This window comes from uncultured Mobiluncus sp., from assembly GCF_963511525.1.
Classification (GTDB): Bacteria; Actinomycetota; Actinomycetes; order Actinomycetales; family Actinomycetaceae; genus Mobiluncus.
Window position 1 is genome coordinate 42,844 of record NZ_CAUPIY010000004.1, and the last position, 23,937, is coordinate 66,780.

The 23,937-nt window shown below is 59.8% G+C and carries 20 protein-coding genes; 1 reads left to right on the forward strand and 19 read right to left on the reverse strand.

The genetic code is table 11. The features are described from left to right. Positions 1 to 52 precede the first annotated feature (52 nt). Together galK and galT are read right to left on the reverse strand one after the other, a co-directional pair. Positions 53 to 1,432, reverse strand: a complete 1,380-nt coding sequence (gene galK / locus RQ935_RS04190) for a galactokinase (RefSeq protein WP_311497347.1) — start codon at positions 1,430 to 1,432, stop codon at positions 53 to 55. 98 nt (positions 1,433 to 1,530) lie between these two features. Beyond that, positions 1,531 to 2,790, reverse strand: coding sequence for a galactose-1-phosphate uridylyltransferase (gene galT, locus RQ935_RS04195; protein WP_311497348.1), 1,260 nt, complete (start codon positions 2,788 to 2,790; stop codon positions 1,531 to 1,533). Between the two features lie 196 nt (positions 2,791 to 2,986). On the opposite strand from galT, the gene RQ935_RS04200 reads away from it, so the two are divergent. Further along, positions 2,987 to 5,032: an NAD(+) synthase gene (locus RQ935_RS04200; RefSeq protein ID WP_311497349.1), complete on the forward strand. Its 2,046-nt coding sequence runs from the start codon at positions 2,987 to 2,989 to the stop codon at positions 5,030 to 5,032. A gap of 342 nt (positions 5,033 to 5,374) precedes the next feature. Here the strand turns inward: RQ935_RS04200 and gdhA are convergent, their stop codons facing one another. The 17 genes from gdhA to RQ935_RS04285 all read right to left on the reverse strand — a co-directional run bounded on the left by gdhA (position 5,375) and on the right by RQ935_RS04285 (position 23,858). Beyond that, the gene (gene gdhA, locus RQ935_RS04205; protein ID WP_299294747.1) at positions 5,375 to 6,715 is read right to left on the reverse strand and encodes an NADP-specific glutamate dehydrogenase; all 1,341 of its coding nucleotides are present in this window, start codon (positions 6,713 to 6,715) and stop codon (positions 5,375 to 5,377) included. A 201-nt stretch (positions 6,716 to 6,916) separates the two neighbouring features. After that, positions 6,917 to 7,519 (reverse strand): redoxin domain-containing protein, encoded by a 603-nt coding sequence (locus RQ935_RS04210; protein WP_311497350.1) that lies wholly within the window; start codon positions 7,517 to 7,519, stop codon positions 6,917 to 6,919. A gap of 107 nt (positions 7,520 to 7,626) precedes the next feature. Further along, positions 7,627 to 9,957 (reverse strand): phosphoribosylformylglycinamidine synthase subunit PurL, encoded by a 2,331-nt coding sequence (gene purL / locus RQ935_RS04215; RefSeq protein WP_311497351.1) that lies wholly within the window; start codon positions 9,955 to 9,957, stop codon positions 7,627 to 7,629. A gap of 75 nt (positions 9,958 to 10,032) precedes the next feature. Beyond that, a complete protein-coding gene (purQ, locus tag RQ935_RS04220) occupies positions 10,033 to 10,737 on the reverse strand; it encodes a phosphoribosylformylglycinamidine synthase subunit PurQ (protein WP_308536646.1) in 705 nt (234 codons plus the stop codon). Beyond that, on the reverse strand, positions 10,734 to 10,994 hold the full coding sequence (gene purS / locus RQ935_RS04225) for a phosphoribosylformylglycinamidine synthase subunit PurS (RefSeq protein WP_297723137.1): 261 nt from the start codon (positions 10,992 to 10,994) through the stop codon (positions 10,734 to 10,736). The genes purQ and purS overlap by 4 nt, the downstream gene beginning before the upstream one ends. A gap of 61 nt (positions 10,995 to 11,055) precedes the next feature. Continuing rightward, complete coding sequence (locus tag RQ935_RS04230) at positions 11,056 to 12,039, reverse strand: phosphoribosylaminoimidazolesuccinocarboxamide synthase (RefSeq protein ID WP_299294740.1); 984 nt, start codon at positions 12,037 to 12,039, stop codon at positions 11,056 to 11,058. Between the two features lie 375 nt (positions 12,040 to 12,414). Continuing rightward, positions 12,415 to 12,903, reverse strand: a complete 489-nt coding sequence (locus tag RQ935_RS04235; RefSeq protein ID WP_311497352.1) for a hypothetical protein — start codon at positions 12,901 to 12,903, stop codon at positions 12,415 to 12,417. Further along, the gene (locus RQ935_RS04240) at positions 12,900 to 13,259 is read right to left on the reverse strand and encodes a response regulator (RefSeq protein ID WP_004007547.1); all 360 of its coding nucleotides are present in this window, start codon (positions 13,257 to 13,259) and stop codon (positions 12,900 to 12,902) included. The genes RQ935_RS04235 and RQ935_RS04240 overlap by 4 nt, the downstream gene beginning before the upstream one ends. A gap of 21 nt (positions 13,260 to 13,280) precedes the next feature. Then, complete coding sequence (locus tag RQ935_RS04245) at positions 13,281 to 13,745, reverse strand: chemotaxis protein CheX (RefSeq protein ID WP_311497353.1); 465 nt, start codon at positions 13,743 to 13,745, stop codon at positions 13,281 to 13,283. A gap of 81 nt (positions 13,746 to 13,826) precedes the next feature. Next, the gene (locus tag RQ935_RS04250) at positions 13,827 to 14,201 is read right to left on the reverse strand and encodes a response regulator (protein ID WP_282920911.1); all 375 of its coding nucleotides are present in this window, start codon (positions 14,199 to 14,201) and stop codon (positions 13,827 to 13,829) included. After that, entirely contained in the window at positions 14,198 to 15,022 is an 825-nt protein-coding gene (locus RQ935_RS04255; RefSeq protein WP_282920910.1) for a protein-glutamate O-methyltransferase CheR, read from the reverse strand. The genes RQ935_RS04250 and RQ935_RS04255 overlap by 4 nt, the downstream gene beginning before the upstream one ends. Further along, positions 15,019 to 16,146, reverse strand: a complete 1,128-nt coding sequence (locus RQ935_RS04260) for a chemotaxis response regulator protein-glutamate methylesterase (RefSeq protein WP_282920909.1) — start codon at positions 16,144 to 16,146, stop codon at positions 15,019 to 15,021. Before RQ935_RS04260 ends, RQ935_RS04255 begins: the two co-directional genes overlap by 4 nt. 241 nt (positions 16,147 to 16,387) lie before the next feature. After that, positions 16,388 to 16,825, reverse strand: a complete 438-nt coding sequence (locus RQ935_RS04265; RefSeq protein WP_004008847.1) for a chemotaxis protein CheW — start codon at positions 16,823 to 16,825, stop codon at positions 16,388 to 16,390. A 6-nt stretch (positions 16,826 to 16,831) separates the two neighbouring features. Beyond that, positions 16,832 to 19,372 (reverse strand): chemotaxis protein CheA, encoded by a 2,541-nt coding sequence (locus RQ935_RS04270; RefSeq protein ID WP_311497354.1) that lies wholly within the window; start codon positions 19,370 to 19,372, stop codon positions 16,832 to 16,834. 183 nt (positions 19,373 to 19,555) lie between these two features. Beyond that, complete coding sequence (gene csrA / locus RQ935_RS04275; RefSeq protein ID WP_311497355.1) at positions 19,556 to 19,954, reverse strand: carbon storage regulator CsrA; 399 nt, start codon at positions 19,952 to 19,954, stop codon at positions 19,556 to 19,558. Positions 19,955 to 20,383: 429 nt separating this feature from the next. After that, on the reverse strand, positions 20,384 to 21,790 hold the full coding sequence (locus RQ935_RS04280; RefSeq protein ID WP_311497356.1) for a hypothetical protein: 1,407 nt from the start codon (positions 21,788 to 21,790) through the stop codon (positions 20,384 to 20,386). Then, positions 21,765 to 23,858: a flagellar biosynthesis protein FlhA gene (locus RQ935_RS04285; RefSeq protein WP_311497357.1), complete on the reverse strand. Its 2,094-nt coding sequence runs from the start codon at positions 23,856 to 23,858 to the stop codon at positions 21,765 to 21,767. The genes RQ935_RS04280 and RQ935_RS04285 overlap by 26 nt, the downstream gene beginning before the upstream one ends. Positions 23,859 to 23,937 lie beyond the last annotated feature (79 nt).

A 23,937-nucleotide genomic window follows, 5' to 3' on the forward strand; every position in this document is an offset into this window, starting at 1 on the left:
TTTTGCAGGGCCGGCCTTTTCGCTGTCCGGGCTTGTGACAGCCGACAGCGAACTAAACTTGGCTGGCGGCAGCGGAAGGCTCGCCGACCAAGAACGCCGGCGCTTGCCAACCAGCCTGACTAAAGGCGGCAGTCACAGCACTAGCAACCCGATCCACGTCATCCAGGTCAACCAGAGCGATAGCACAGCCGCCGAAACCTCCGCCTGTCATACGCGCCCCCAACGCGCCGGCCTGCATCGCCGCCTGCACCGCCAAATCCAACTCCGGGCAGCTGACCTCGTAGTCCACGCGCAGAGACTCGTGAGACTCGCTCATCATCCGGCCCAGTTTGCGCCAATCCACCGTGGGACGCATCAACTCGTAGGCAAAGTTGCGGGTCCGCACGATTTCGGTGAGCACATGGCGAGCCCGGCGAAACACCTCCGCCGCCGCCTCGCCCTCGCCCAGACGCTTGGACAAACGCGGCAAAATCGTGGCAATATCAGGGTTTTCCAGCGGTCGGTCGAAATCAGAGGGCTGCAGCACCCCGGCCAGTTCGCCCAGGAACTCCACGCCCATCGCCGCGGCCGCAATCTCGCATGTCTGACGGCGCGCCGCATATTGGCCGTCAGCCAAATCGTGACGCGCCCGCGTATCGATGACCAGCAGCTCCATCCCCGCTTGGGCCAGCGCAAACGGGAAATCTATCGTCTCAAAAGTCCGGCAATCCAACAGGAACACCTGGTTGGGGTGGCTCAGCAGCGCCGCCGCCTGGTCCAGCCCGCCGGTGGGCGCTCCGACATAGAAGTTTTCCGCCCGCCGACCCGCATCAACCAGCTGGTGGCGGCCTGGAATAGAATCAGCCAAGCCGAAACCGCACAGCGCGTCAACCCCGACCGCCACGGCACACTCCAGCGCCGCCGACGAGGACAGCCCCGACCCTAGCGGCACGCAGGAATCCACCGCAATATCGAAACCGGTCGCCGCCCCCGGGCGTTCCAACACGTCCTCCAGACTCAAAATCGTGCCGCCCACATAAGCCGCCGGGCCGCGCACCAGGCGCGAACCGTCCTCGGGAATCGCATCGGTCAAACCGTGGGAAAACTCGTCCAAGTCCAGTTCCAGAGCCTCGCTGTCCGGGTCAAACTGGGCCGAAATGAGGCGTAACCGGCGGTCCGGGCGCGGGCTCATCGCGGCATAGGTCGCGTGAGGCAGAGCCATCGGCAGCGCGACTCCGCCGTTGTAATCCGTGTGTTCCCCGATGACATTGACCCGCCCCGGCGCGCGAAACACGCCGGCCGGCTCGGCGCCAAACGTTTTCCAAAACAAGCCGGCGGCGCGGGTCCGGCCCTGTTCTAACGTGTAGGGGTTCATGAATAGCGGCTGGGATTGGTCCGGGGTGGCCGGGGTGTTGCCCGGATTGGCGGGGGTGGCGGGGGTGGCGTCGCTCATGATTTGCCTCGTTTCATGGTGTGGATTTCGGATTAAGTTCAGAAGGGCGGTTGACTTGGTTTACCGTTCGGACGGGTACCGGGGGCGGGAGTGGGGGTCTAGTGGAAAGTCGTGGGGTAATCCAGGCCCGCAAAAGCGTCCAGTTCCACGCACTCGTGAGCCGCCTGGCGGGCGCGGGTGGCAATCCGTTCCGGGGTCGTGTCGGAAATCCAGGCACCCATGCCAGATTCGGAACCCGCCAGGTATTTCAGTTTGCCCGGCGCGCGCAAGAAAGAGAAGAACTCGCAGTGCAGGCCCAGCTGAACGCGACCGTCCGCGGGCGACACCGGCGCTTGATGCCACGCCGAAATATAGTTGACCGGCAAATATGGCCCCGGTTGCGCGTCCTCGCCGCGAGCCGGCTCGCGATGAAAATGGTTCGCCACAATCATCATCTTTAGGTAAATGTCGGCCAGCGACTCACGCTGAGCCGCGTCCAGAGCCGCAAAATCCGGCACGATTCGCCGCGGCACCAGGTGAAACTCGAGGGGCCAACGCGCCGCAACCGGAACATAGAGCACCCAGTGAGCGTTTTCTGCGACCAGGCGCGTGCCCGCCCGGACTTCTGCGTCCCGCACCGAAGCGATGAGGTTCGCCTCGGGGTCGCCGGTTTTATCCGCCAAAGCCCGCGCCTGGCGCAACATCGCCGCGGTCTTCGGCGTCAGGTAAGGGTAAGCATAGATTTGCCCATGCGGGTGAGACAGGGTGACCCCGATGTCCTCGCCGTGATTTTCAAACACGAAAACCTGTTTTATCTGGGGCAACGCCGACAGCGCGGCGGTGCGGTCCGCCCAGGCCTCAATGACCGTTCGCATCCGGTGCGGCCCCATCGAAACCAAGTTCGTGTGCAAATCCGGGCCGAAACACACGACTTCGCAACGCCCGTTGGCGGGACGCTCGCGGAACAAGTCCTGTCCATCTGGGTGGGTTTCGGCGTTGTTTGCGCCGGGAACTTCCAGCAGGGAAGGGAAACGGTTTTCAAAAACCACCACGTCATAGTCGGTGTCCGGGATTTCGCCGTCTTGGTAGGTCGCGCCCGGACGCGCCGGCCCGAGCGGGTTGGCGTCGGCGGGCGGCAGGAAAGTGCGGTTCATGCGGTGAGCCGCCATCGGAATCCAATCCCCCGTCAACGGGTCGCGGCGCATAATCGGGCCCGACACCGCCGTTCCGTCCACCGACTCAAACCGAGGCGGCAGCGGACGCGGATCGTCGCTGCGGCGAGTGGCCCGCCCGGAAACATAGGGCTCAGAATCATCAAAATAGAACAAATCGCGGCCATCAGCCAGTTTTATCGCAGTTTTCCGTACTAGGTGTTCCATCGCGTACCCCTTTCGGGTTAATTCTAAGCGGAATGCGCGGCCAAAGTGGGGGTATGTGCCAATATCTGGGTCAGTCGGGGTGAACCGCGGAGTGCCGGTACGTGCGGCCGGGGGCGGATTGGTGGATTGGTGGATTGGTGGATTGGTGGAACGGCGGATAGGACCGCGGGCGGCACGGGGCGACTAAACTGGTTTCATGGATAACATCTATGCTCACGGAATCGCGCGCGTAGCCAGCGCGACTTTTACTATCCAGCTGGGAGACCCCCACGCCAATGCCCGCCAAATCGTCGAATTGGCTCGGGCCGCCGCCGCCCAACACGCCGCCCTGGTGGTGTTCCCCCAAGACTGCCTGACCGGCGTCACCCTCGGGGATTGGGGAGCGAACACCGCGGTCGCCAACGCCACCGTTTCGGCGCTGCATTGGATTGCGACCCAGACCGCGGACCTTTCGATAGTCATCATCGTCGGGGCCAGGCTCGGCGGGGTGTCGCGGGCCGTGTCTATTTGGGGCGGAGAGGCTCACGACGACCTGGACCAGAGCTGGGGATTTTCGGCCACAAACCTGCCGGGCCTGCATATTTTGCCGGTGGTAGGCTCGCTGAACCGGCTGGCCGTAGCCGACAATCCGGCTCCGGTGAGCTTTTATACCTGCAATTCTTTCGGCGCGGCCATGTCAGGCAATTCCTTGCCGACCGCCACCGTCATCGCCCACCTGGCCGCACCGGCGCACACGGTCGGCTCCACCCGTCACCTGCACCGCGCGGCTCGCACCCTCTCTCGTGACCTGCACCTGGCAGTCGTGCAAACGATTGGCTCCCACGGCGAATCCTCCACTGACGGGGCTTACAGCGCCAGCGGATTTATAGCCGCCGATGGTCAGGTCCTGGCTGCGGAAACGCACCTGAGCAGTGCCGGTTTGACCCTGGCTGACATCGTGCTGCCGGAACTGGCACGGGCGGTGCGCTACACCGGCCCGGGCTATACCGAGCTGACCGGATACGGAAACTTCGAGGTGGCGCTGGATTTGGACACCGAGATTCCCCTGCTGGAGCCGCCCGCGCAGCGTCCCCTGGTTCCCGTGACGGACCGGCGCTACCGGGCTGACCTGCGCGAAGCCTTCGATATACAGCGCGATGCCCTGGTACGGCGCTTGCAGGCATTGGGGGATTCGAACATTGTTTTGGGGATTTCCGGCGGTCTGGACTCTACGCTGGCCCTGTTGGTCGCAACGGCGGCTAAAGCCACGCGCCACAGCGCGAGAGCGCATGAGTCGGCGGAGCACCTTGAAAACACCCGCGACAGTGCAGATTTCAAGGCGGATATCCTCACTTTTACCCTGCCGGGTTTCGCCACTTCGGAACACACGAAAGGCAACGCCCAAAAACTGGCCGACGCCATCGGGGTGGGCTGCGAACTTATCGACATCCGGCCTTCTGCGACCGAGATGCTGAAGACGATGGGACACCCCGCCGGATACGGCGAGGCGGTCTATGACGTCACGTTTGAAAACGTCCAAGCCGGGCTGCGCAGCGATTACCTGTTCCGGCTGGCCAATCAGCGCCGCGGATTCGTGCTGGGGACCGGGGATTTGTCCGAAAGTGCGCTGGGGTGGACGACTTACGGAGTCGGGGACCACATGAGCCACTATTCGGTGAACTGCGGCGTGCCCAAGTCGATGATGCCCGATCTGATTCGCGAGGCCACCGAAGTGCTCATCGAGCGCGAGTTGGTCGCCGACCCCGCGGGTCTGCTGGACGCGGTGGAATCCATCATCGCCACCGATGTCACCCCGGAGCTGATTCCGGATCACGAGAGCGGCGGGACGGCTCAACACCAGACCACCGAGGGGTCAATCGGGCCGTACCTGTTGCACGATTTCTTCCTGTACCACACGCTGCGCGGAGCCGGACCGGATCTGGTCGGGTTCCTGGCGCTGGCGGCGTTTACCAAACCAGAGGGGTGTACGTGTCAGGACACCGCGGATAAGTGCCATGATGCCGGGGACACGAAAGACTCCGCGGGCGACTGGTCAAACGAGGGCCGCTACTTTACCCGCGAGGAAGTACTGAAATGGCTGGAAGTGTTTTACCGCCGCTTCCTGACCCAGCAGTACAAGCGCTCTACCTCTGTCGATGGGCCCGTCATCTGGGAGGGCATGACGCTGTCGCCCCGCGCCGGATTCAACTTCCCCTCGGACCTATCCCCCGCGGCCGCCCTGGCTCAACTGAAAAACCTGTAACCCGACGCTGGAAAATTAGCTCAATACCCCGCGCGGGTGTGGCTAACTAGGGAGATATGGGCAGTAGCTGCCAATAATGGCAGCTACTGCCCATATCCCACCTTATAAATCAATTTCGCCTTGGATAATTTGGCCAAAACCAGCTCAGAATCTGTGAAACCGGTTTAAACTGCTCGGTATGCCATACGGCATACCGAGCAGTTTTTTTAGTATAAGCGGCGATTCATCGGGATTTTTACCTCGGCAACTTGGGGGTGAGGAGCGCGGGGGCCCTCCCCCTTCCGCCTCTCGCGAGCGCCCCTAAGCGACAATGCCCCCGAAGATATACCCGTCAGGCGAAAATCAGATGACGCCGTGAGCCAGCATGGCGTCAGCAACGCGGCGGAAACCGGTGATGTTCGCACCGTAAACGTAGTCGCCGGGCTTGCCGTAATCCTCAGCGGTGGCCAAGCAGTCGGTGTGAATGTCGCGCATCATGGCTTCCAAACGTTCCTCGGCATACTCGAAAGACCAGTGGGAACGCGAGGCGTTCTGTTCCATCTCGAAAGCGGAAGTCCCCACGCCACCGGCGTTAGCGGCCTTGCCCGGAGCGTAGGAAACTCCGGGAGCAGCCTGGAAGATATCAATAGCCTCGGGAGTCGAGGGCATATTCGCGCCCTCCGCCACGTACTTGCAGCCGTTCTTAACCAAGGTCCGAGCGTCGTTTTCATCGATTTCGTTTTGAGTCGCGGCAGGCAGAGCCACATCAACGGGAACGACCCAAACCCGACCGGAATCGTGGAACTCCGCGCTGGGGCGCTGCGCGGCATAATCGGAAACCCGACCGCGGCGCTTTTCCTTAATCTCTTTGAGCAAATCCAGGTCGATACCTTCCTTGTCATACACCCAGCCGTTGGAATCCGAACAGGTCACCGGCTTAGCGCCGAGCTGCTGGGCTTTTTCGATGGCGTAGATCGCCACGTTGCCCGAACCGGAAACCGCGCAGGTCCGGCCTTCCAGGGATTCGCCCCGATCCTCGGCCATGAAGCGGGCGAACATGACCTGACCGTAACCGGTCGCCTCGGTACGGACCAGAGAACCGCCCCAGCCCAGACCTTTCCCGGTCAAAACACCGGCCTCGTGCACGCCGGTCAGACGCTTGTACTGACCGAACAGGTAGCCAATCTCGCGGCCGCCCACACCGATGTCACCAGCAGGAACGTCGGTCTTATCGCCAATGTGACGGTAGAGCTCGGTCATGAAAGACTGGCAGAACAGCATGACTTCGTTATCCGACTTGCCGTGCGGGTCGAAGTCCGAACCGCCCTTGCCGCCGCCGATACCCTGGTTCGTCAAGGCGTTCTTAAAGATTTGCTCGAACCCCAGGAACTTGATGATGTTGCGGTTCACCGACTTGTGGAAACGCAAGCCGCCCTTGTACGGGCCGAGCGCGCTGTTGAACTCCACGCGGTAGCCGCGGTTGACCTGGACATCGCCGTGGTCATCAACCCAGGGAACCCGGAAAATAATCTGGCGTTCCGGCTCGGTCAGACGCTCCAACAGGCCGTAATCAGCGTATTCGGGGTGCCGTTCGATAATCGGATCCAGCGAGATGAGTACCTCGGTCAAGGCCTGGAGGAACTCCGGTTCGCCGGGGTTACGATGATCAGTTTCTTGTAATACTTTTTCTAGTTTAGGATGCATGAGTTTACGCTCCTTTGGTTTAAATAATTTTGTTGCGCCAAATATACCACCTGTCTCACTTGACAAAAGAATCGTTCCGCATCTTGGACACGCTCCGCGACGTTCCGGGCCAGCCGCACTACCGCCCTTGTGAACGCCGCGAAACCAAAAAAATGACCGGGAAACCCGTGAGGTTCCCCGGTCATGAAGATGAAGACAGAATCAGATAGACAGCGACACCAAGTTCGTGGCCGCTTCGAACACATCGAGAGTCGGTTCGCCCGGATGCCAGCCACACGAGGTCAAGCCGCCGGACTGCAAGGCATCGAGCTGACGCACCAGCTCCTCAGCGTTACGCCCGACCGAACCGTCGTCGACCGAGACGAAACGCACCCGATTATCGGGGTCGACCAGGTACGATGCCCGGTCGCACACGCCATCGCGGTTCAACACCCCGACAGCTTTCACGAATTCTTGACTCAGGTCGCTGGCCAGCGGGAACGGCACGTTTTTCAGCAGCTCGTCCTTGGAGCGCCAAGCCAAGTGGACGTACTCGGAGTCAGTGTTCACCGCCACCACGTCACAGTGGCGGTCCTGCAGGTCTTCGTACACTCCGGCAATTCCGGCCAGCTCGGTGGGGCACACAAAAGTGAAGTCCTTGGGCCACATGATAAACAGGCGCCACTGGCCCTTCGGCACGTCAGCGGAGCGCACCCGAGTGAAGTAGTCTTCTTCCTTGTTCACGGGCAGCTCAGAGAGTACACCGCCCACTACGGCCTGAAAGTCGTACTCCGGGAACTCATCACCAATAGTCAAAATCGCCATCGTTTATCTCCTCTGGACTTAGAGTCAGCACTTACCGCTGACGTGGTAATTCTATGCGAAAGCCGCAAAATATGCAGGCTTACGCGGTTATAACCCCTCGGCACGGCTCACTCAAACAGGTTGGGCAGAACCTGGGCGCTGGCGTCGGCCAGTTCCCTGACCGAGAAACGCACTTCGCCCTGCGAGAGGGTAATCGACAGGTCGGATCCGCCGCTTTCGCCGATTTGCCACACGCCGACACCGGCCGCCTCGGCCCAGTGGCACACCGCGTCTATCTGATCCTCGCGGACACAAGCCACGGCTCGCGCCTGAGTTTCACTGAACAGCAGCGCGGTGGCGCCCAGCCCGGTTTCGGCCTCCAACTGGCGCAAATCCAGGCGTGCTCCGGTTTCGAAACGGCATGCCATATCCACCAGAGCCTGGGCCAAACCGCCGTTCGAGAGGTCGTGCGCCCCCAGGTGAGACGCACGTTTCGCGCCGGAAATCAAAACTTCTCCCAAGGCCTGTTCCGCAGCGAAATCCACCACCGGCGGACGCCCACCGAAATGACCGTGGAACCGAGCCCACGCCGAACCGTCCAGCTCCGCGGCCGTTTTGGCGCCGAACAGCACAATCGGCTGACCCTGGCCCACGAAACCGGCGGGCACCACCCGCGTCACCGAGTCCATCAACCCCAGCATCCCCACCACCGGGGTCGGGTTGATGGAAGAATCCGGCTGGCTCATCGTGTCTCCTGACGAGTTGTAGAGCGACACATTACCGCCGGTCACCGGCACTTTCAGGGTGACGCAGCCGTCAGCCAGACCCGTCATCGCCGTCACCAGTTGCCACATCGCGTCCGGATCCTCGGGGTTACCAAAGTTCAGGCAGTCTGTAATCGCTACCGGACGCGCCCCGACGGTACACACGTTGCGGTAAGCCTCCGCCAGCGCCTGCTGGGCCCCTACGTAGGGATCGAGTTTCGTGTACCACCCGTTCGCGTCCGTAGACAGCGCCACCCCGCGCCCGGTTTCTTCGACCACGCGGATGACCCCGGCATCATCAGGCTGGGACAGTGCGGTGTTGCCGCGCACGTAACGGTCATATTGGTCGGTGACCCAGGACTTTGCTGCCGCGTTCGGGCTGGTCACGCACACGTCAAGGATTTCTTGGCGCAGTTTCGCCACGTCGGTGTCCCCCGGCATCGCCAGTTCGTCACGCGCCATCGCTTCCAGTACCGTGTTTGCGTTCAAGGCGTCTTGCCAAGCCGGTTTCGCATAAGGCCGGTCATACACGGGGGAATCAATGGCGACAGTTTTCGGGTCCACGTCCACGATGCGTTGGCCGTGATGGTCCACGGTCAAGCGTCCGTCCCCGGTCACCGTGCCAATCACGGCGTATTCCACGTCCCACTTGCGGACAATGTCCTCAAACTCGCTGAGGTGGCTTTGGGAGACGATGGCCATCATGCGTTCCTGGGATTCGCTCATGAGGATTTCCCCAGCGGTCAGAGTCGGGTCGCGCAGCAGGACTTTCTCCAGGTCCACATGCATTCCCGAATCTCCGTTGGCGGCCAGTTCCGAGGTCGCGCAAGAAATCCCCGCCGCGCCGAGGTCTTGAATCGCCTCCACCACGCCGGCGTCAAACAGGTCCAAACAGCATTCAATCAGGACTTTTTCCATGAACGGGTCGCCGACCTGGACACTGGGACGCTTCGTGGGCATACCGTCCTCGAAAGACTCGGACGCGAGGATGGAGGCCCCGCCGATGCCGTCCCCGCCGGTGCGCGCCCCGAACAGCACCACGTGGTTACCCACACCGGTCGCGTTCGCCAGGTGAATGTCCTGGTGACGCAGCACCCCCACGCACAAGGCGTTGACCAGCGGGTTTCCTTGGTAGCTGGGGTCAAACTCGGTTTCGCCGCCGATGTTGGGCAGTCCCAGGCAGTTGCCGTAGCCGCCCACGCCCGCGACCACGCCGTGCACCACGCGAGCCGTGTCGGGGTGGTCTACTGACCCGAAACGCATCTGGTCCATGACCGCCACCGGGCGCGCGCCCATCGCCATGATGTCACGCACGATACCGCCAACCCCGGTAGCAGCGCCCTGATACGGCTCCACAAAAGAGGGGTGGTTATGCGACTCAACCTTAAACGTCACCGCATAGTCGTCCCCGATGTCGATAACCCCCGCGTTTTGGCCCATGCCGACCAGCAGGTGTTTCTTCATTTCCGCGGTGGTCTTCGCGCCGAACTGTTCCTTCAGGTGCTTTTTTGAGGATTTATACGAGCAGTGTTCGGACCACATGACGGAATACATCGCCAGTTCCGCCGCGGTGGGTCGGCGTCCCAGAATCTCTTTGATATGCGCGTATTCCCCGTCTTTCAGCCCTAAAGCCCGGTAATCTTGCGGCTCGTCGGGGGTCTGTTGGGCATTTTCAACAGTGTCATAAGTCGTCATGAGTGGTTTCCTTTATTAGTTGATTTGGGGGTTTGGCGGTGCGGTTTTTTGAGTGTCCTCACACCGCGCCTTCGCTTAGACCAGCACTGAGCTAATGGCGGAAGTAAAGAACTTGAGGCCGTCAGTGCCGATCCGATTATCCTGACCGGGGGTGGGACCGAAACCCGGCTCCACGGCGTGCTCCGGGTGCGGCATCAAGCCGACCACGTTACCTTGTGCATTCGTAATCCCGGCAATGTCGTTGAGCGAACCATTGGGGTTGCCCAACGGACCGGCGTAGCGGAACACGACCTGGCCCTCGCCCTCGAGGCGCTCCACGGTGTGTGGGTCGGCCCGGAAATTGCCCTCCCCGTTTTTCAGAGGAATAAGGATTTCTTCGCCCGCGCTGAAAGCGCTGGTCCAAGCCGTGTGATTGTTTTCAACTCGCAGCACCTGGTCGCGGCAGATGAACTTTTTATGCTCGTTACGCATCAGAGCCCCATCCAGCAGATGGGCCTCGGTCAGCACCTGAAACCCGTTACAAATCCCCAACACCGGCATACCCCGACCGGCGGCCTCGACGATTGACTCCATCACCGGGGCAAAACGCGCAATCGCGCCGCACCGCAGATAGTCCCCGTACGAAAACCCGCCCGCCAAGACGATGGCGTCAACCCCGTGCAAGTCCGCGTCTTGGTGCCACAACCGAACCGGCGTGGCGCCAGCCAAACGCACCGCCCGGCGCGCGTCCTGGTCGTCGAGGGTCCCCGGGAACGTCACGACCCCAACTTTTGCGCTCATGCTTGCGCCTCCGTGACGGCTTTGACAGCCACAACGTCCTCGATAATCGGGTTGGACAGCAGGGTTTGCGCGGCCTGGCGAGCTGCCTCAAGGTCCGCTTCGGTGACGTCACCAGCGGTGTCCAAGGTGAAGCGTTTGCCCTGGCGCACGTCCACAAAGTTGTCGATTCCCAGCCGGGCCAGCGAGCCTTTAATGGCTTTGCCCTGCGGGTCGAGAATCTCTGGTTTCACCATAACCTCAACAACGATTTTTCCCATTTTTCTTCCTTTTTTCCGTGGATAGGGGGCTTTCCGGGATTCCGGCAAGCGTTTCAGAGTTTTAGATAAGGGGCTGGCCGGTCAGAATCCGGTAAGCCTCCAAGTAGCGTTCGCTGGTGCGCTGGACCACCTCGGGAGGCAAAGCCGGAGGCTTGGCGTCGCCGTGACGATCCCACCCGGACTGGGGACCCGTCAGCCAGTCCCGCACATACTGTTTGTCGAAACTGGGGGTGACCTGGCCTTCCACCCAGGCATCCGCGGGCCAGAAACGGGAGGAGTCCGGGGTGATGACTTCGTCGCCCAGCACGAAAGACGCGGCGGCGTCATCGAGGGTGTCGCCGTGGACGTAGTGTCCGGGCAGCGCCCCGAATTCAAACTTCGTGTCCGCCAGGATAATCCCGCGTTCAGCCGCGATTTCGGCGGCTTTGCGGTAAATCTGCAGGGTCAGGTCCGTCAGGTTCTTTGCTACCGCCCGACCGTGCAGCTGGGCAATGCGGGAGGCGGAAACATTTTCATCGTGTTCGCCCAGTTCAGCCTTGATAGCGGGAGTGAAAATCGGTTCGGACAGTTTCGAGGCCTCGCGCAATCCCGGTGGCAGGGCAATGCCACACACCGCGCCGGATTGCTTATATTCAGCCAACCCCGAACCGGTCAGGTAGCCGCGAGCCACGCATTCGACCGGATACATTTCCAACCGTCGGGTAATCATCGCCCGCCCTGCGACCTCCGCCGGCACGTCAACTCCCAGGTAATGGGTGTTGACCAGGCCGTTAAGCTGGTTAAACCACCAGCGAGACAGTTGGGTCAGCACCGCGCCCTTACCGGGAATCGGGGTGTCGAGGATAAAGTCGTAAGCCGAAATCCGGTCGGTCGCCACCAACATCAAACGGTCTGCGGTCGAAATCCCGGCGGCGTCTTCGGGAATAAAGATTTCCCGGACTTTGCCTGCCGCTGCCTTTTTCCACCCGGGAATGTCTGGAATCTCAGTCACTGGGTGCTCGAGAACGTCACTGGGAACATAATCTGGAGCTACAAAATCAGCCATGCGTTCATTCTTTCACACAAGCGCCAGCCCCCTCAAACCACTCTGCGGGGGTTCGTCTAGCCTAGATTTTGCCGCGAGGGCTGGTGGCGAGTATGTAGACGTCGGCAAAATCTGGGTATAGACGGCCGAAAAAATCGGGGGATACTAGCTGGGTTGTGCCTAAAGGTGGAGAATAGCCGGGTAGCTGCCATTATTGGCAGCTACCCGGCTATTCTCCCCCTATAATCTCCGCACACCCCGAAACCCGGTAACAAACAGCCCCTAAATTCCTCGGATAACCCGCAATAAAACCGATTTAAACGCTTCGGTGTGCCATATATGGCACACCGAACCGAATTAATAGGATTAACGCCGGGAAAATCCCAGCGGCGAAAGCTAGTTAAAGCACAAGACGCCGAAGCGGCCCTTGCCGTAGCCTTCGATGTCGAGGATGGAATCGCGGCGCTCCACGTAGGAGGTAACCATCTTGTACTCGTTAGCTGGCAGTTCCTCGCCAGGGGTATACATCAACCCGATGGTGACGTGCGGGGCACCTTCCTTGTTCAACAGGCCAGAGAAAATGTTGAGGATCTCGTAGACATTCTCAATGTAGCTGTCAGAGAGAATGCCGTTGTTGATTTCGTCTTGCGCGCCGGCAGCGGGAATCAGCTGGAGTGCGGCACCGGCATAAGCGCACAAATCGAGATCCATAATGCAGGCGGCGCACACGTTGTCCATAGCATCATTAAAGAACGCCACGCAGCAACCGAATTCCTCATCAGGCTTCAAAATTTCATAGTCCGGGGACAGCTCAACGGTTCGCCCCAACAGCATTTCAAACAGGTCACGGATTTCTTTTCCAGTAGGCAAAGGGGTGGCACTCATCGGTTAAACGCTCCTAAAATCGACTTGAACGTGGCGGCATCAAAAGGTTTTTGAATCAGGAAGTTTGCACCCGCCTGTTGTGCGATTTCCCGCATCTGAGGGGAACCCTCGGAAGTCACGAACCCGACCGGAATCTTTGACCCGGTCGCCCGCAGCTGCTGCAGCATCTCAATACCCAGCATATTCGGCATATTCCAGTCAGAAAGAACCAAATCAGGGGATTCCGATAGTGCCAACTGCAAAGCCTGGGCGCCATCCTCAGCTTCCATAACTTCCCAATCAAATCCTGCTTGGCGCAGGGTACGCACCACAATCTGTCGCATCACTCGCGAATCGTCTGCAACAATAATACGCATCGATTACCTCCGTGTTCGCCCTTATGCCGCATCCCGAGTGGCATTAAGGTCACTAATTGAGACTACCAGGAATTTGCTTTTCCAGTAGAGGTTTACGCTAATTAAAGGCGATTCTGGTTCTACCGGTTTTTCCTTTCTAACCTGTGGAAGAATCAGGTTTCCGGAATCTTCCACAATAGATTTCATGTTTCCACCAATAACATTGACGATTTCCCCAAAAGCGTCCTGCTGATCTTCCTCGGTGACCTCATCGGTTTCACCCAGTCTGTACATGGCCCTGGTCAGGTCCTTTGCCGTGGAATCTTCCATCTCTAGCATGACGCGCAGCTGCTTATCCCCTTGTGAATCCACCCAGGCATAAACCGGATTCTGAAAGGGCTCGATTTCATCGAGCCACTCGATCACAGTGCCTTCATGTTTATCAATCAGAGCATAAAAGACATCGTTAGCGATGTTCAGCACCGCTTCCCGAACTTCCTGATCCATTATTTCTCCTTGTGTTCCTTACTGGCGAAAGACTCCGGGGTCTCGGTTTCACCGGCTGTCCCGCGGGGCTTTGAAAGTTCCTCAAGTTCCCAAGCCCAACAGCATGAGCTTTTCGTTGACCGCTTCGGGAGTAAAAGGTTTGATGAGGTACTCGTGCGCCCCGGCCGCCAAAGCACGCACAATCTGTGAGTGCTCCGACTCGGTGGTTACCATCATCAGGGTGATATTGCGCAGTTCCTTTTCCGCGCGGATATTCACCACCAAATCCAACCCGTTCATCACCGGCATATTCCAGTCGATTGTCGCCAAGTCGACGCGTCCCGTGGCGGGGTCGTGCAAGACTTCCATGGCCTGTTCACCATCTGCGGCTTCCAGGATTTCAAAGCCTTCACGGCGCAGGATACCGCCGATAATTTTGCGCATAGCACGGGAATCGTCAACGACTAATGCTTTCATTTCCCGCCCCCTTTCAATTTGTATACCGCACCTTTTGTCAACGTCATGCGCTCCCATACGGGATCCATCCCCATCGTGGTTTCTGCCGCGCCCAGGAACAGATATCCGCCAGGCACCATAGAATGCGCCACACGACGCAAAACTTCTCGCTTTGTGTTGATGTCGAAATAAATCAACACATTGCGAATAAACACGATATGGAAAGGACCGCCCTTGGGCGGGGTCGACAAAAGATTGTGTTCCTGGAAGTTAATCCGCGACCGCAGCGACGGACTAATAACCCAGTTGGCGCCCTCGCGGGCAAAGTAGCGCACCAGCATAGGCGCCGGCAAGCCACGGTTCACCTCCAGTTGGGTATAGAAACCCTGCCTGGCCTTGGCTAACACTGCCCGCGAAATGTCAGTAGCGACGATGGAAAAATTCGGAGCCTGATCCATCTCTAACAGACTCATCGCAATGGAATAGGGTTCCTGACCGGTGGAACAAGCCGCGGACCAAATCGAGAGGTTGCGGTGACCGGCCTCGGCCAGGCTGGGAACTACGGATTCCGTCAAACCCTTAAACGGGGTGACATCACGGAAAAATGAAGTCTCGTTGGTGGTCAGAGCCTCGGCGATGTCTTGCAGGTCACCAGCCCGGTGGGTCGCGATAACCTGTTGAATCCACTTGTCCACCGCGGCGGGCCCGGTGAATCCGGCTTCCCGAGCCAAAGGAATGAGCCTGGATTCAACCAGGTATTCCTTTCCGGCGGGAAGTTGGATAGCACTGCGCTGCTTGACCAATCCCGCCACATAATCAAATGTTTGGCGGGTCAGGCTCATCGTCGGGCCTCCGGGGCATAAGTCTGGACGTGACGCTGAATCTGGGTCGAGATTTCATCTAAGGGGCGAATCTCGTCAGCAAAGCCGGCGTTGGCTACCGCCCCCGGCATCCCCCACACCACGGAGGTTTGCTCATCCTGGACCAGGGTACGGCCCCCGGCTTCCAGAACCTTGCCGCAGCCGTTCTTGCCGTCCTGGCCCATGCCGGTCAGCACGACCGCCAACATGTCTCCGCCATAGAGATTCACCGCGGATTCAAACATGACGTCCACGGAAGGACGGCAAAAGTTCACCGGCTGGGTCTGGGTCAACTTCACGCGCGGAGCCCCAGCGTTGCCGGCAAAAGTCATATGGAAGTTGCCCGGTGCCAGATAAATATGGCCCGGAGCCAGCATCATGCCTTCCGAAGCCTCCTGCACGGTTGCGGAAGTCAGTTTGTCCAAACGGGCCGCCAACTGGGTGGTAAACACGGGGGGCATGTGCTGAGTGATGACCATAGGCACCGGCATGGGACGGCTCAGCCCGGAAATGACCTTGGTCAAAGCCTCGGGACCACCGGTGGAGGAGCCGAGAATAACGATACGAATCGGCTTGTCGGGCATACCGGTGCGGTCGTGCAGTTTGAGCGGACCGGCAAACATGGACGGGACGGACGAGATATTGGCCCGAGCCTCGGGGGACAAACTGGAGGACACCGCCCCCATCGCCCGAACTTTGCTGGGCAGCAAGCCCAGAATGATGGGAACCAGCTGTTCACGCACGCTTTGGATGGATTGCTGGACGGAACCTTGGTTAGCCGGTTTCGTCACGTAGTCCGTAGCGCCGGCAGATAGGGCTTCCAAAGTCGCGGTCGCTCCGCGCTGGGTCAAGGTGGAGAACATGATGATGGGGTCTTTGCAGCCCATCTTGCGCAGCTCCCGCACGGCTTCGATTCCGTTCATTTCGGGCATTTCGATGTCCATAGTGATGGCATCGGGCTTCAGCTGTTTCCACTTCATCAGCGCCAGTTTGCCGTTCGGGGCAGTACCCACAACCTCCAGGTTAGGATCGGCGTTAAGCGCGTCTGTCACGATTTTACGCACCACAACGGAATCGTCCACGACGAGGACTTTAATGCCTGACATCTTCTCTCCCTCAGCTGCGAGTTCTACCTTTTAAGGCTAACTGGTTTTACGGTTCTTCGCCCGACAACGGACGGTAGTTTTTGCGATGTGACAAAGTCAGACCGCGTGCCGCTTTACGTACATTTTACCGAAAAGCCGCACCCGAAACACACTGTTGCGCCCCACCCTTGTGCGGACAAATCGGAGGGAGCCACCGCAGTGACCCCCTCCGACTTTGCAATTTCTAAGCTACGGCTGGACCTCACGCACCGCGGGCTTCCGCGCCGATAGCGACGACGCGCTCCACGTCGAGGACCAACAGCAGGTCATCACTCAACTTGTACGCACCCAAGATGAGTTCGCGCATGTCCTGACCCAGCGTGTCCGGCGGAGCCTCGAAATCAGACTCGTCGACCTCGCGAACATCGCCAATCGAATCCACCATCAGCGACAGGGTCTCGCCGTCCAGGACCACCACGACCATCATGGCTTCGCGGGGATCCTCACGGGGCGGCAGATGCAGTTGGTTACGCAGGTCAATCAGGGTCGCGATTTGTCCGCGCAAGTTCACCAGGCCGGTAATGGCGGTCGGCGACAGCGGCACGTTCGTGATGTCCTCACCGTGCAGAATCTCGGTGACCTGATTGACTTCAATGCCATAAAGGGCTCCGTCCAAACGGAAAGTTACGTACTGCGTCATCGCTCATCACGCCCCGACCATGTCCAGGCGAGAGTTCATCTCGAGTTCCGCGTTGAAGTCTTCGATTTCGTCGAAGAACGTCGGGTCGGCGGCGCGGACGGCCTGTTCGACGTCCAGCAGCTCGGTAACCCGGTCCTTCAGCACCGCAGAGCCCAGCAAGCCGTGGTCTTCGATGTTGGAGTGCTTGCGCTTGTCGTCGGCCACGATGTCCAGAATCTCGCGGACCACCATCGCCACGGAACGATCGCCCCGGCGATACACCACGACCTGCAGATCCTTGGGCTCCTCGTAGTCCATGACCCCGAGCAAACGATCCAGACGGACGATAGGCAGAATCTGGCCCCGGTATTGGATGACCTCGCGGCCACCCACGCGTTCCACCGCCTCGACACTGATGTGCTCCAAGCGGGTAACGGCAGCCAGCGGAATCGCCACGCGACGCCCATCGCCAATACCAACCACCAGCGCTTGACCGGTCATCTCGGAGCTGCGAGCCTGTGCGGCTTCCGCATCCATCTGAGCCTTCTGGGCAGCCTGGGTCGTCGCGCCAGTCAGGGACTTGCGCGCCACCGCGCCGATATCCAAAATCAGCGCCACGCGGCCATCGCCCAGCAGGGTTGCACCGGCGTACAGGCCGATGGACTTGAGCTTGGAGGACAGCGGCTTGACCACGATTTCTTCGTTGTTGATGACCTTGTCGACCACCAGGCCGAAACGCTGGTCATCGTTTTGCAGCACAGCAATGACGCCGTTGGCTTCGGAGCCGCGGTCGTTGGATTCCTCGGGATGCAGCACGTGGCTCAAGCGAATCAGCGGGAGCAGCATGCCACGCAGGCGGTAAACCGGCGAGGCGTTCACGTACTCCATCGAAGTTTCCTTGCGAGACGAATCCAAAACGACCAACTCGAGCAGGGACACCTGCGGAATGGCGTAGAGCTCGCCGTGGGACTCGACCGTCAAGGACGGCTGAATCGCCAGGGTCAGCGGAATCCGCATCCGCCAAGTCGAACCCTTGCCGAGTTCAGACTCGACGTCAACCGTACCGCCGATGGCCTCAACGGAAGTCTTGACCACGTCGGTGCCGACCCCGCGGCCGGAAATGTTCGAGACTTTCTTTGCGGTCGAGAATCCCGGCAGGAACAGCAGGTTAAAGATTTCCTTGTCGCTCATCTCACCGAGCTGCTGCTGGGTGACCAGGCCTTTATCCAGAGCCTTGTTCGCCACCACGACCGGGTCGATGCCCGCGCCGTCGTCGATAATGTCAACTACGACCTGGCCGCCGGCGTGGTAAGCCTTCAAGGTCACCGTGCCCTTCGGGTCTTTCCCGGCAGCCTGGCGGACCTCGGGCAGTTCCACCCCGTGGTCAACCGCGTTACGCACCATGTGCGTCAGCGGATCCTTGATGGCTTCCAGCAAGGAACGATCGAGTTCGGTGTCGCCGCCAATCATGACCAGCTGCACGTTCTTATCAGTCTGTTTCGCCAGGTCACGCACCACGCGCGGCATCTTGGACCACAGGTGTTCGATGGGCTGCATGCGGGTCTTCATAATGCCCTCTTGCAGCTCGGTGGCGACGATGGACAAGCGCTGAGACGACTGCACCAGGTTCATGTCGGTCATCGAATCGGTCAGGCGCACAATCTGGTTACGCACCAACACCAACTCGGAGACTTCGCGCATCAGCACGTCCAGCAGGTCGACATCCACGCGGATGGAAGAATCCGCAGCAGAACGCGAGGAACCGTGTTCCGCCGGCTTGGCTTCGTCCTTCTTGGATGCCGCCGGTTTCGACTGCGGGGCGGGGGATGCCGGGGCGGCCGGTTCCGGTTTCGCAGCCGGGGCGGACTGGGCAGCCGGAGCAGCCGGGGTGGCAGGAGCAGCCGGAGCTGCTGGGGCTGCCGGGGTAGCCGGGGCTGCCGGGGCGGCGTCCTCACCCAAGTTCACATTGCCGTTCTCATCAGCCACATTGGTCAAGAACGGGATCTCGGCCGGAGCTTCCTCAGCGGCGGCTGGCGGGGTCGCCAGGTCCTCACCCAGGTTCACGTTACCGTTCTCATCAGCCACATTGGTCAAGAACGGAATCTCGGCCGGAGCTTCCTCAGCGGCGGCCGGAGCCGGTTCGCCAGACATGCTGTCAGCAGCCGGCACTGGCGCACTCGACGTCTTGCCTTGAATAGCTTCAATCTGAGCGATGACGGATTCGATGTCCACATCGCCTTCTTGACCGGTGTCTTCCACTGAACCCATAATGTTGCGGATTCGGTCTACCATCAACAGCAGTACGTCAGCGGTGTCTTGATCCATCTCACGTACGCCATCACGCAACTCGGAAAGCAAGTTTTCACCACGGTGTGCCAACTTCTCGAGCCGGTTGAACGCCAGGAATCCTGACGTGCCTTTAATCGTGTGAATAGTCCGGAAAATCGAGGACAGGAGTTCTTTTGAACCCGGTTCGGATTCCAAGGACACCATGTCTTGCTCAAGTTGATCGAGGTTCTCATAGGACTCGACCAGGAATTCGCGGACAATTTCATCCATTTCGCCCATAAAGCGACCTCCCAAATAAGTGGTGCCTGCGGCACCGTCTACGCACCAGTTTCGTGCATTTAAATGAGTTTGTTAGCGAATTCAGTGAATTTTCAGCGATATTTCTTGATTTCAGGAGCGCATTTTGACGGTTTGCTCAGGTTTATGGGGTTTTATCCAGCTCCGGCGGCGGGCTTACGGCGATTAATTCGTCTGTGGGGGGCGAGGTTTCGGAACCCGTTTAACGGCGGGATTTGTCGGCGATGCTGGTGAATTCGGGGAGGGTTTGGGTGTCTGGGACTGTGCGGAGGCAGCGCCCGGCAAGGCTGATGATCCCTTCATCAACCGGCGCAGGTCCAAAGGCTGGCCGGACTTGGGCTTGATGGACTGCAGGGACTGCAGGGCTGCGGCGGCTTCGGTGCCCGACATGGCGGCCTGGTTTTCTTCAGAAACTGCCTGAAGCAACTCGGCCCGGTTGACCGGAACGGAACGCGGGGCATCCACGCCCAAACGCACCGAATCACGGTGAACTTCCACAACGGTAACCACGATGCCGTCACCGATGACAATCTTTTCGCCTATGCGCCTAGATAAAACCAACACGGAACTACTCTACATGAGATAAACCCGCAAACTCACGATTTTGCACACAATCCGCGAAAAAACCACTGCGATACCCCGGAAGGTTTTACGCACGAATAGCGCTGAATTCAGGTTAGAGACACAGGAATTTAGAAAGGCTGGCGGGGTGGGGAGCGTTGGGGGCGACTCAGCGAGAGGCTGGGGGGTGAGCGTTTTGCGACAATAGTCACGCAAAACGCGAGGGGGCCCTCCCCCTTCCGCCTCTCGCGAGCGCCCCCGAGCGACCACCCCGCAGAACCCAAAACACGCCATAAAAACTATTTAAACGCACCCGGATATGGAGATTTCCACCCAAACCAAGAAAGGCTGCAGTCTGTTCACCAAGCGGAATGGAATCATCGGCAGCGATGCCAAATTAAGACAGCGCAACCCGGATTCCAGGCGGAAAAATCAGTGGGCGCCGGCGAAAATGTCTTCCAGCAGCATCTTCCAGGCTTCGCCGCGAGCGGGAACCCCGTCCAGCATGCCGATGGGAATGCCCACTTCGAACAGGGCACCGGGATGGTCGGATTCCCAAATGCGCTGAACCGCCAGGGCATCGGGACGTATCGCGTCCGGCAGGCCGCGAATCCAGCTCTCGATTTTGTCCGCGGGACTACGCGCATCGACTACCGCCCAAGTTTGATCGACATAGATAACCGAGATGAGTTTTGCCATGGTGCGCCGGTGGGCTTCAATGAGCGAATCTGCCAAAGCTAACACGCAGGTTTGCCCCGGATGGGCCTCCATCAGGGACTTCAATTCTTCCCCGGAACGAGCCCGCAGAGCCTCTCCGGGAAGGGTGGTTTTCGGTCCGCCCAGCACGCAATAGGCGTCCTCGCCCAGCCGACCCGCCAAACGTTGCGCGGTTTCCACAATCGACAGGGATATCGGCGAGGAACCGACCACTACAATCGTGGAACCAGGCTTTTCCAGCAGGGGCACCGGCTCGGGCAAAGCCCCCAACACATCATCCAGCGCCATCTCACTGGTGTCCACGGTGCCGGTAGCGACGGCCTCAGCCAGGTTCTCGCCTCCCGGCACCCCAGCAAACAACTCCGCCGGGAATCCCAGTTCGCTCAGAGCCGCGGCCGGCAATTTCGGACCGGAAGCAACGCGCGGAGCGGAGGTAACGATACGCCCGGCACTCGCACCCGGCGCCGCCGCCCCTTGCAGGCGCGCATCAAAAGCCCCGCCGACAGGCCGGGCCAGGGACCCCATCGAGCCGGCTAAACCGGCGGTTTCACTAGGCTTGGGAGCGGCACTCGGCTCAGGCTGAGTTTCGTTGATGAGGGAAGCGGCATCCCCGATTCCCATCTGAGCCATCTGGGCTTCGAGCTGGGCTTGAGCGGCTTCGGTATTGGAGCTGAGCTGGGAACGCGCTTCGTCAAGCAGGTGTTCCAGATCGGGATCTTTCTTGGTGGGAGAAGCGGTGCCGCCATCGTCTCGCACAGTGCCTTTGCCGGTCGCGGTCGCGGCAGAATCAGCGGATTCACCAGCATCCGGGGGAGCCTGCTTTTTCTTTCCTAAGCCGGCTTCGTCAGCCTGTTCCGAAAGGGTCTTGTGGGTGGGCTTGGGTTTGGCGCTCGCCGCAGCGGCAGCCGCAGTGCCGGTAGCGTTGCGGAAGCTCTGGGGCGGTTCACCGACCCCCTCGACTTCCACCAGGACTTCATAGTGTTCCTTGGCGAACATCCCGGCCAGGCCGCCCTTGCGGACTTTTTCGGCTTTGAGCACGGTGACACGTCGGCCCATCCGTTTTACTTGGCCGATGAGGACGTCAAGGCGATCGCCTTCAACCAGATATCGCGTGGCTGCCACTTATCGTTCCCATCGTCTCGATCATTACTTTCGCGCCCGATACTTCGGTGTACGACAGCACCGGCAAACGCGCTATACCAAGGTTAACAAGTTTTCGCAGCGCTGGGCGTAAGACAGGCGCACAAACTAAAACAACAGAAAATCCGGTCTGTTCTGCCTGCTCGGTCACTTCGCGAGTCTGGTTCAGGAAAGTCTCCATCCGGTCCGGGTCCAGAGCCAGTTGGGAACCTTCATCGCCGGGACGCACGCTCTCCAGCAGGGACTGTTCAAAAATCGGATCCAAGGTAATGACCCGCAGTACCCCTTCCATTACGTACTTTGCCACAATCGAGGGACCCAGCTCCGCCCGAGCCGCCTCGATGAGCTGCTCAGGTTCGGTGGTCTGCTTGCCTTTCACGGACAGCGCCTCAAAAATCCGGGGCAAGTCCAAGATGGGGACCTGTTCTTCCAGCAGGCCTTGTAGCACGACTTGGACCTCGCCCAGGGACAGCATCGCGGGGATCAGTTCCTCCACGGCGCTCGGGTTCGTCTGACGCACCCCGTCGACCAGGATCCGCACGTCTTCACGAGACAGGAGCCGCGCCGCGTTCTCGCTGACCAGCGCCCCCAGGTGGGTAATCAGCACCGAAACACGATCCACTACGGTCGCTCCGCCCAGCTCGGCGTTATACCGCAGCTCCACGGGGATCCATTTGCCGGTCAAGCCGAATACGGGTTCGTTGGTGATTTCACCAGGCAGGTCGTCCAGGATATCGCCCAAGGCCAGAACCTTGCCGGGCGGGGCAATGCCGCGGCCGACTTCCACGCCGGACATGCGGATGACGTAGGTGGACACGGGCAGGTCTACAGAATCGCGGGTACGCACCGGAGGCAGCACGAAGCCCGATTCGAGAGCCACTTTGCGGCGCAAGCCGCGCACTCGCGCCAGCAGGTCGGTGTCGGTGTTCGCTCCCACCAGGTCGATGAGGTCGGGAGCGAGGAGGATTTCGAGGGCCGGGACTCGCATCTGTTCGATGAGCTGTTCAGGGGTTTCGCCCGCGGGCTTGGAGTCGTCCTCCTCGACCACGACTTCTTCCTCAGCCTCGACTTGCTTGAGTTTCGACATGGAGCGCCACCCGGCATACAGCAGCAGGGCGCCGATAACAAAGAACGGGGCCTTCGGCATGGCCGGAATAATCCCCATAAAGACGCAGGCTATCCCCGCGATAAACAGCGCGGCGAAGGACTGAGTCAGCTGGCGAGAGAAGTCCCCGCCGATACCGCCTTCGGGAGAGTCCTTGGAACGGGTGACGATAACGCCGGTAGCCAAGCTCATCAGCAGGGACGGAATCTGGGAAACCAGACCATCACCGACCGTCAGCTGGGAATACGTCGCGATGGAGTCGCCAACCGGCATGCCTTCCACGACCATGCCGATGATGAAGCCGGCGATGAGGTTGACGATGGTGATGACGATACCAGCGATAGCATCGCCTTTAACGAACTTGGAACCACCGTCCATAGCGCCGTAAAAGTCGGCCTCGGAAGCAATCTCGGCACGCCGGGCACGAGCAGTTTCTTCATCGATGAGACCGGAGTTCAGGTCGGCGTCGATAGCCATCTGTTTACCGGGCATAGCATCCAAGGTGAAACGCGCCCCGACTTCCGCCACACGCCCCGCGCCGTTGGTAATAACGACGAAGTTGATGATGACCAGGATGACGAATACCACCATGCCGACCACAAAGTTGCCGCCCACTACGAAAGTCCCGAAGGCCTCGATGACTTTGCCGGCTTTCGCGGAACCACCCCCGGAGCCGGGCGTCAAAATCAACCGGGTCGAAGCGATGTTCAAACTCAGCCGGAACAGTGTCAGCACCAAAACCAGGGTCGGAAACACCGAAAAGTTCAACGGCTTGGAAACGAACATGGTCGTGAGCAAGGAAATCATGGACAGCATGATGGACATGGTGAGCAGGACGTCCATCATCCACGGCTGCAGCGGGAAAACAAGCAACATGACGATGCCGACAACCCCCATGGGGACTATCAGCTTCGGTATCAATGTGGCATCAAATTTGCCCTTCACGTGCCGGTCTCCTCACGGCCATGGACTCCATTCCTCACTTATCTTACCGTTGCCACATCGGCAAAAGGGTCGTTTACAT

Coding starts and splice junctions, on each gene's coding strand:
- galK (WP_311497347.1), bottom strand. CDS start 1,432: ATGAGCGACGCCACCCCCGCCACCCCCGCCAATCCGGGCAACACCCCG.
- galT (WP_311497348.1), bottom strand. CDS start 2,790: ATGGAACACCTAGTACGGAAAACTGCGATAAAACTGGCTGATGGCCGC.
- RQ935_RS04200 (WP_311497349.1), top strand. CDS start 2,987: ATGGATAACATCTATGCTCACGGAATCGCGCGCGTAGCCAGCGCGACT.
- gdhA (WP_299294747.1), bottom strand. CDS start 6,715: ATGCATCCTAAACTAGAAAAAGTATTACAAGAAACTGATCATCGTAAC.
- RQ935_RS04210 (WP_311497350.1), bottom strand. CDS start 7,519: ATGGCGATTTTGACTATTGGTGATGAGTTCCCGGAGTACGACTTTCAG.
- purL (WP_311497351.1), bottom strand. CDS start 9,957: ATGACGACTTATGACACTGTTGAAAATGCCCAACAGACCCCCGACGAG.
- purQ (WP_308536646.1), bottom strand. CDS start 10,737: ATGAGCGCAAAAGTTGGGGTCGTGACGTTCCCGGGGACCCTCGACGAC.
- purS (WP_297723137.1), bottom strand. CDS start 10,994: ATGGGAAAAATCGTTGTTGAGGTTATGGTGAAACCAGAGATTCTCGAC.
- RQ935_RS04230 (WP_299294740.1), bottom strand. CDS start 12,039: ATGGCTGATTTTGTAGCTCCAGATTATGTTCCCAGTGACGTTCTCGAG.
- RQ935_RS04235 (WP_311497352.1), bottom strand. CDS start 12,903: ATGAGTGCCACCCCTTTGCCTACTGGAAAAGAAATCCGTGACCTGTTT.
- RQ935_RS04240 (WP_004007547.1), bottom strand. CDS start 13,259: ATGCGTATTATTGTTGCAGACGATTCGCGAGTGATGCGACAGATTGTG.
- RQ935_RS04245 (WP_311497353.1), bottom strand. CDS start 13,745: ATGGATCAGGAAGTTCGGGAAGCGGTGCTGAACATCGCTAACGATGTC.
- RQ935_RS04250 (WP_282920911.1), bottom strand. CDS start 14,201: ATGAAAGCATTAGTCGTTGACGATTCCCGTGCTATGCGCAAAATTATC.
- RQ935_RS04255 (WP_282920910.1), bottom strand. CDS start 15,022: ATGAGCCTGACCCGCCAAACATTTGATTATGTGGCGGGATTGGTCAAG.
- RQ935_RS04260 (WP_282920909.1), bottom strand. CDS start 16,146: ATGTCAGGCATTAAAGTCCTCGTCGTGGACGATTCCGTTGTGGTGCGT.
- RQ935_RS04265 (WP_004008847.1), bottom strand. CDS start 16,825: ATGACGCAGTACGTAACTTTCCGTTTGGACGGAGCCCTTTATGGCATT.
- RQ935_RS04270 (WP_311497354.1), bottom strand. CDS start 19,372: ATGGGCGAAATGGATGAAATTGTCCGCGAATTCCTGGTCGAGTCCTAT.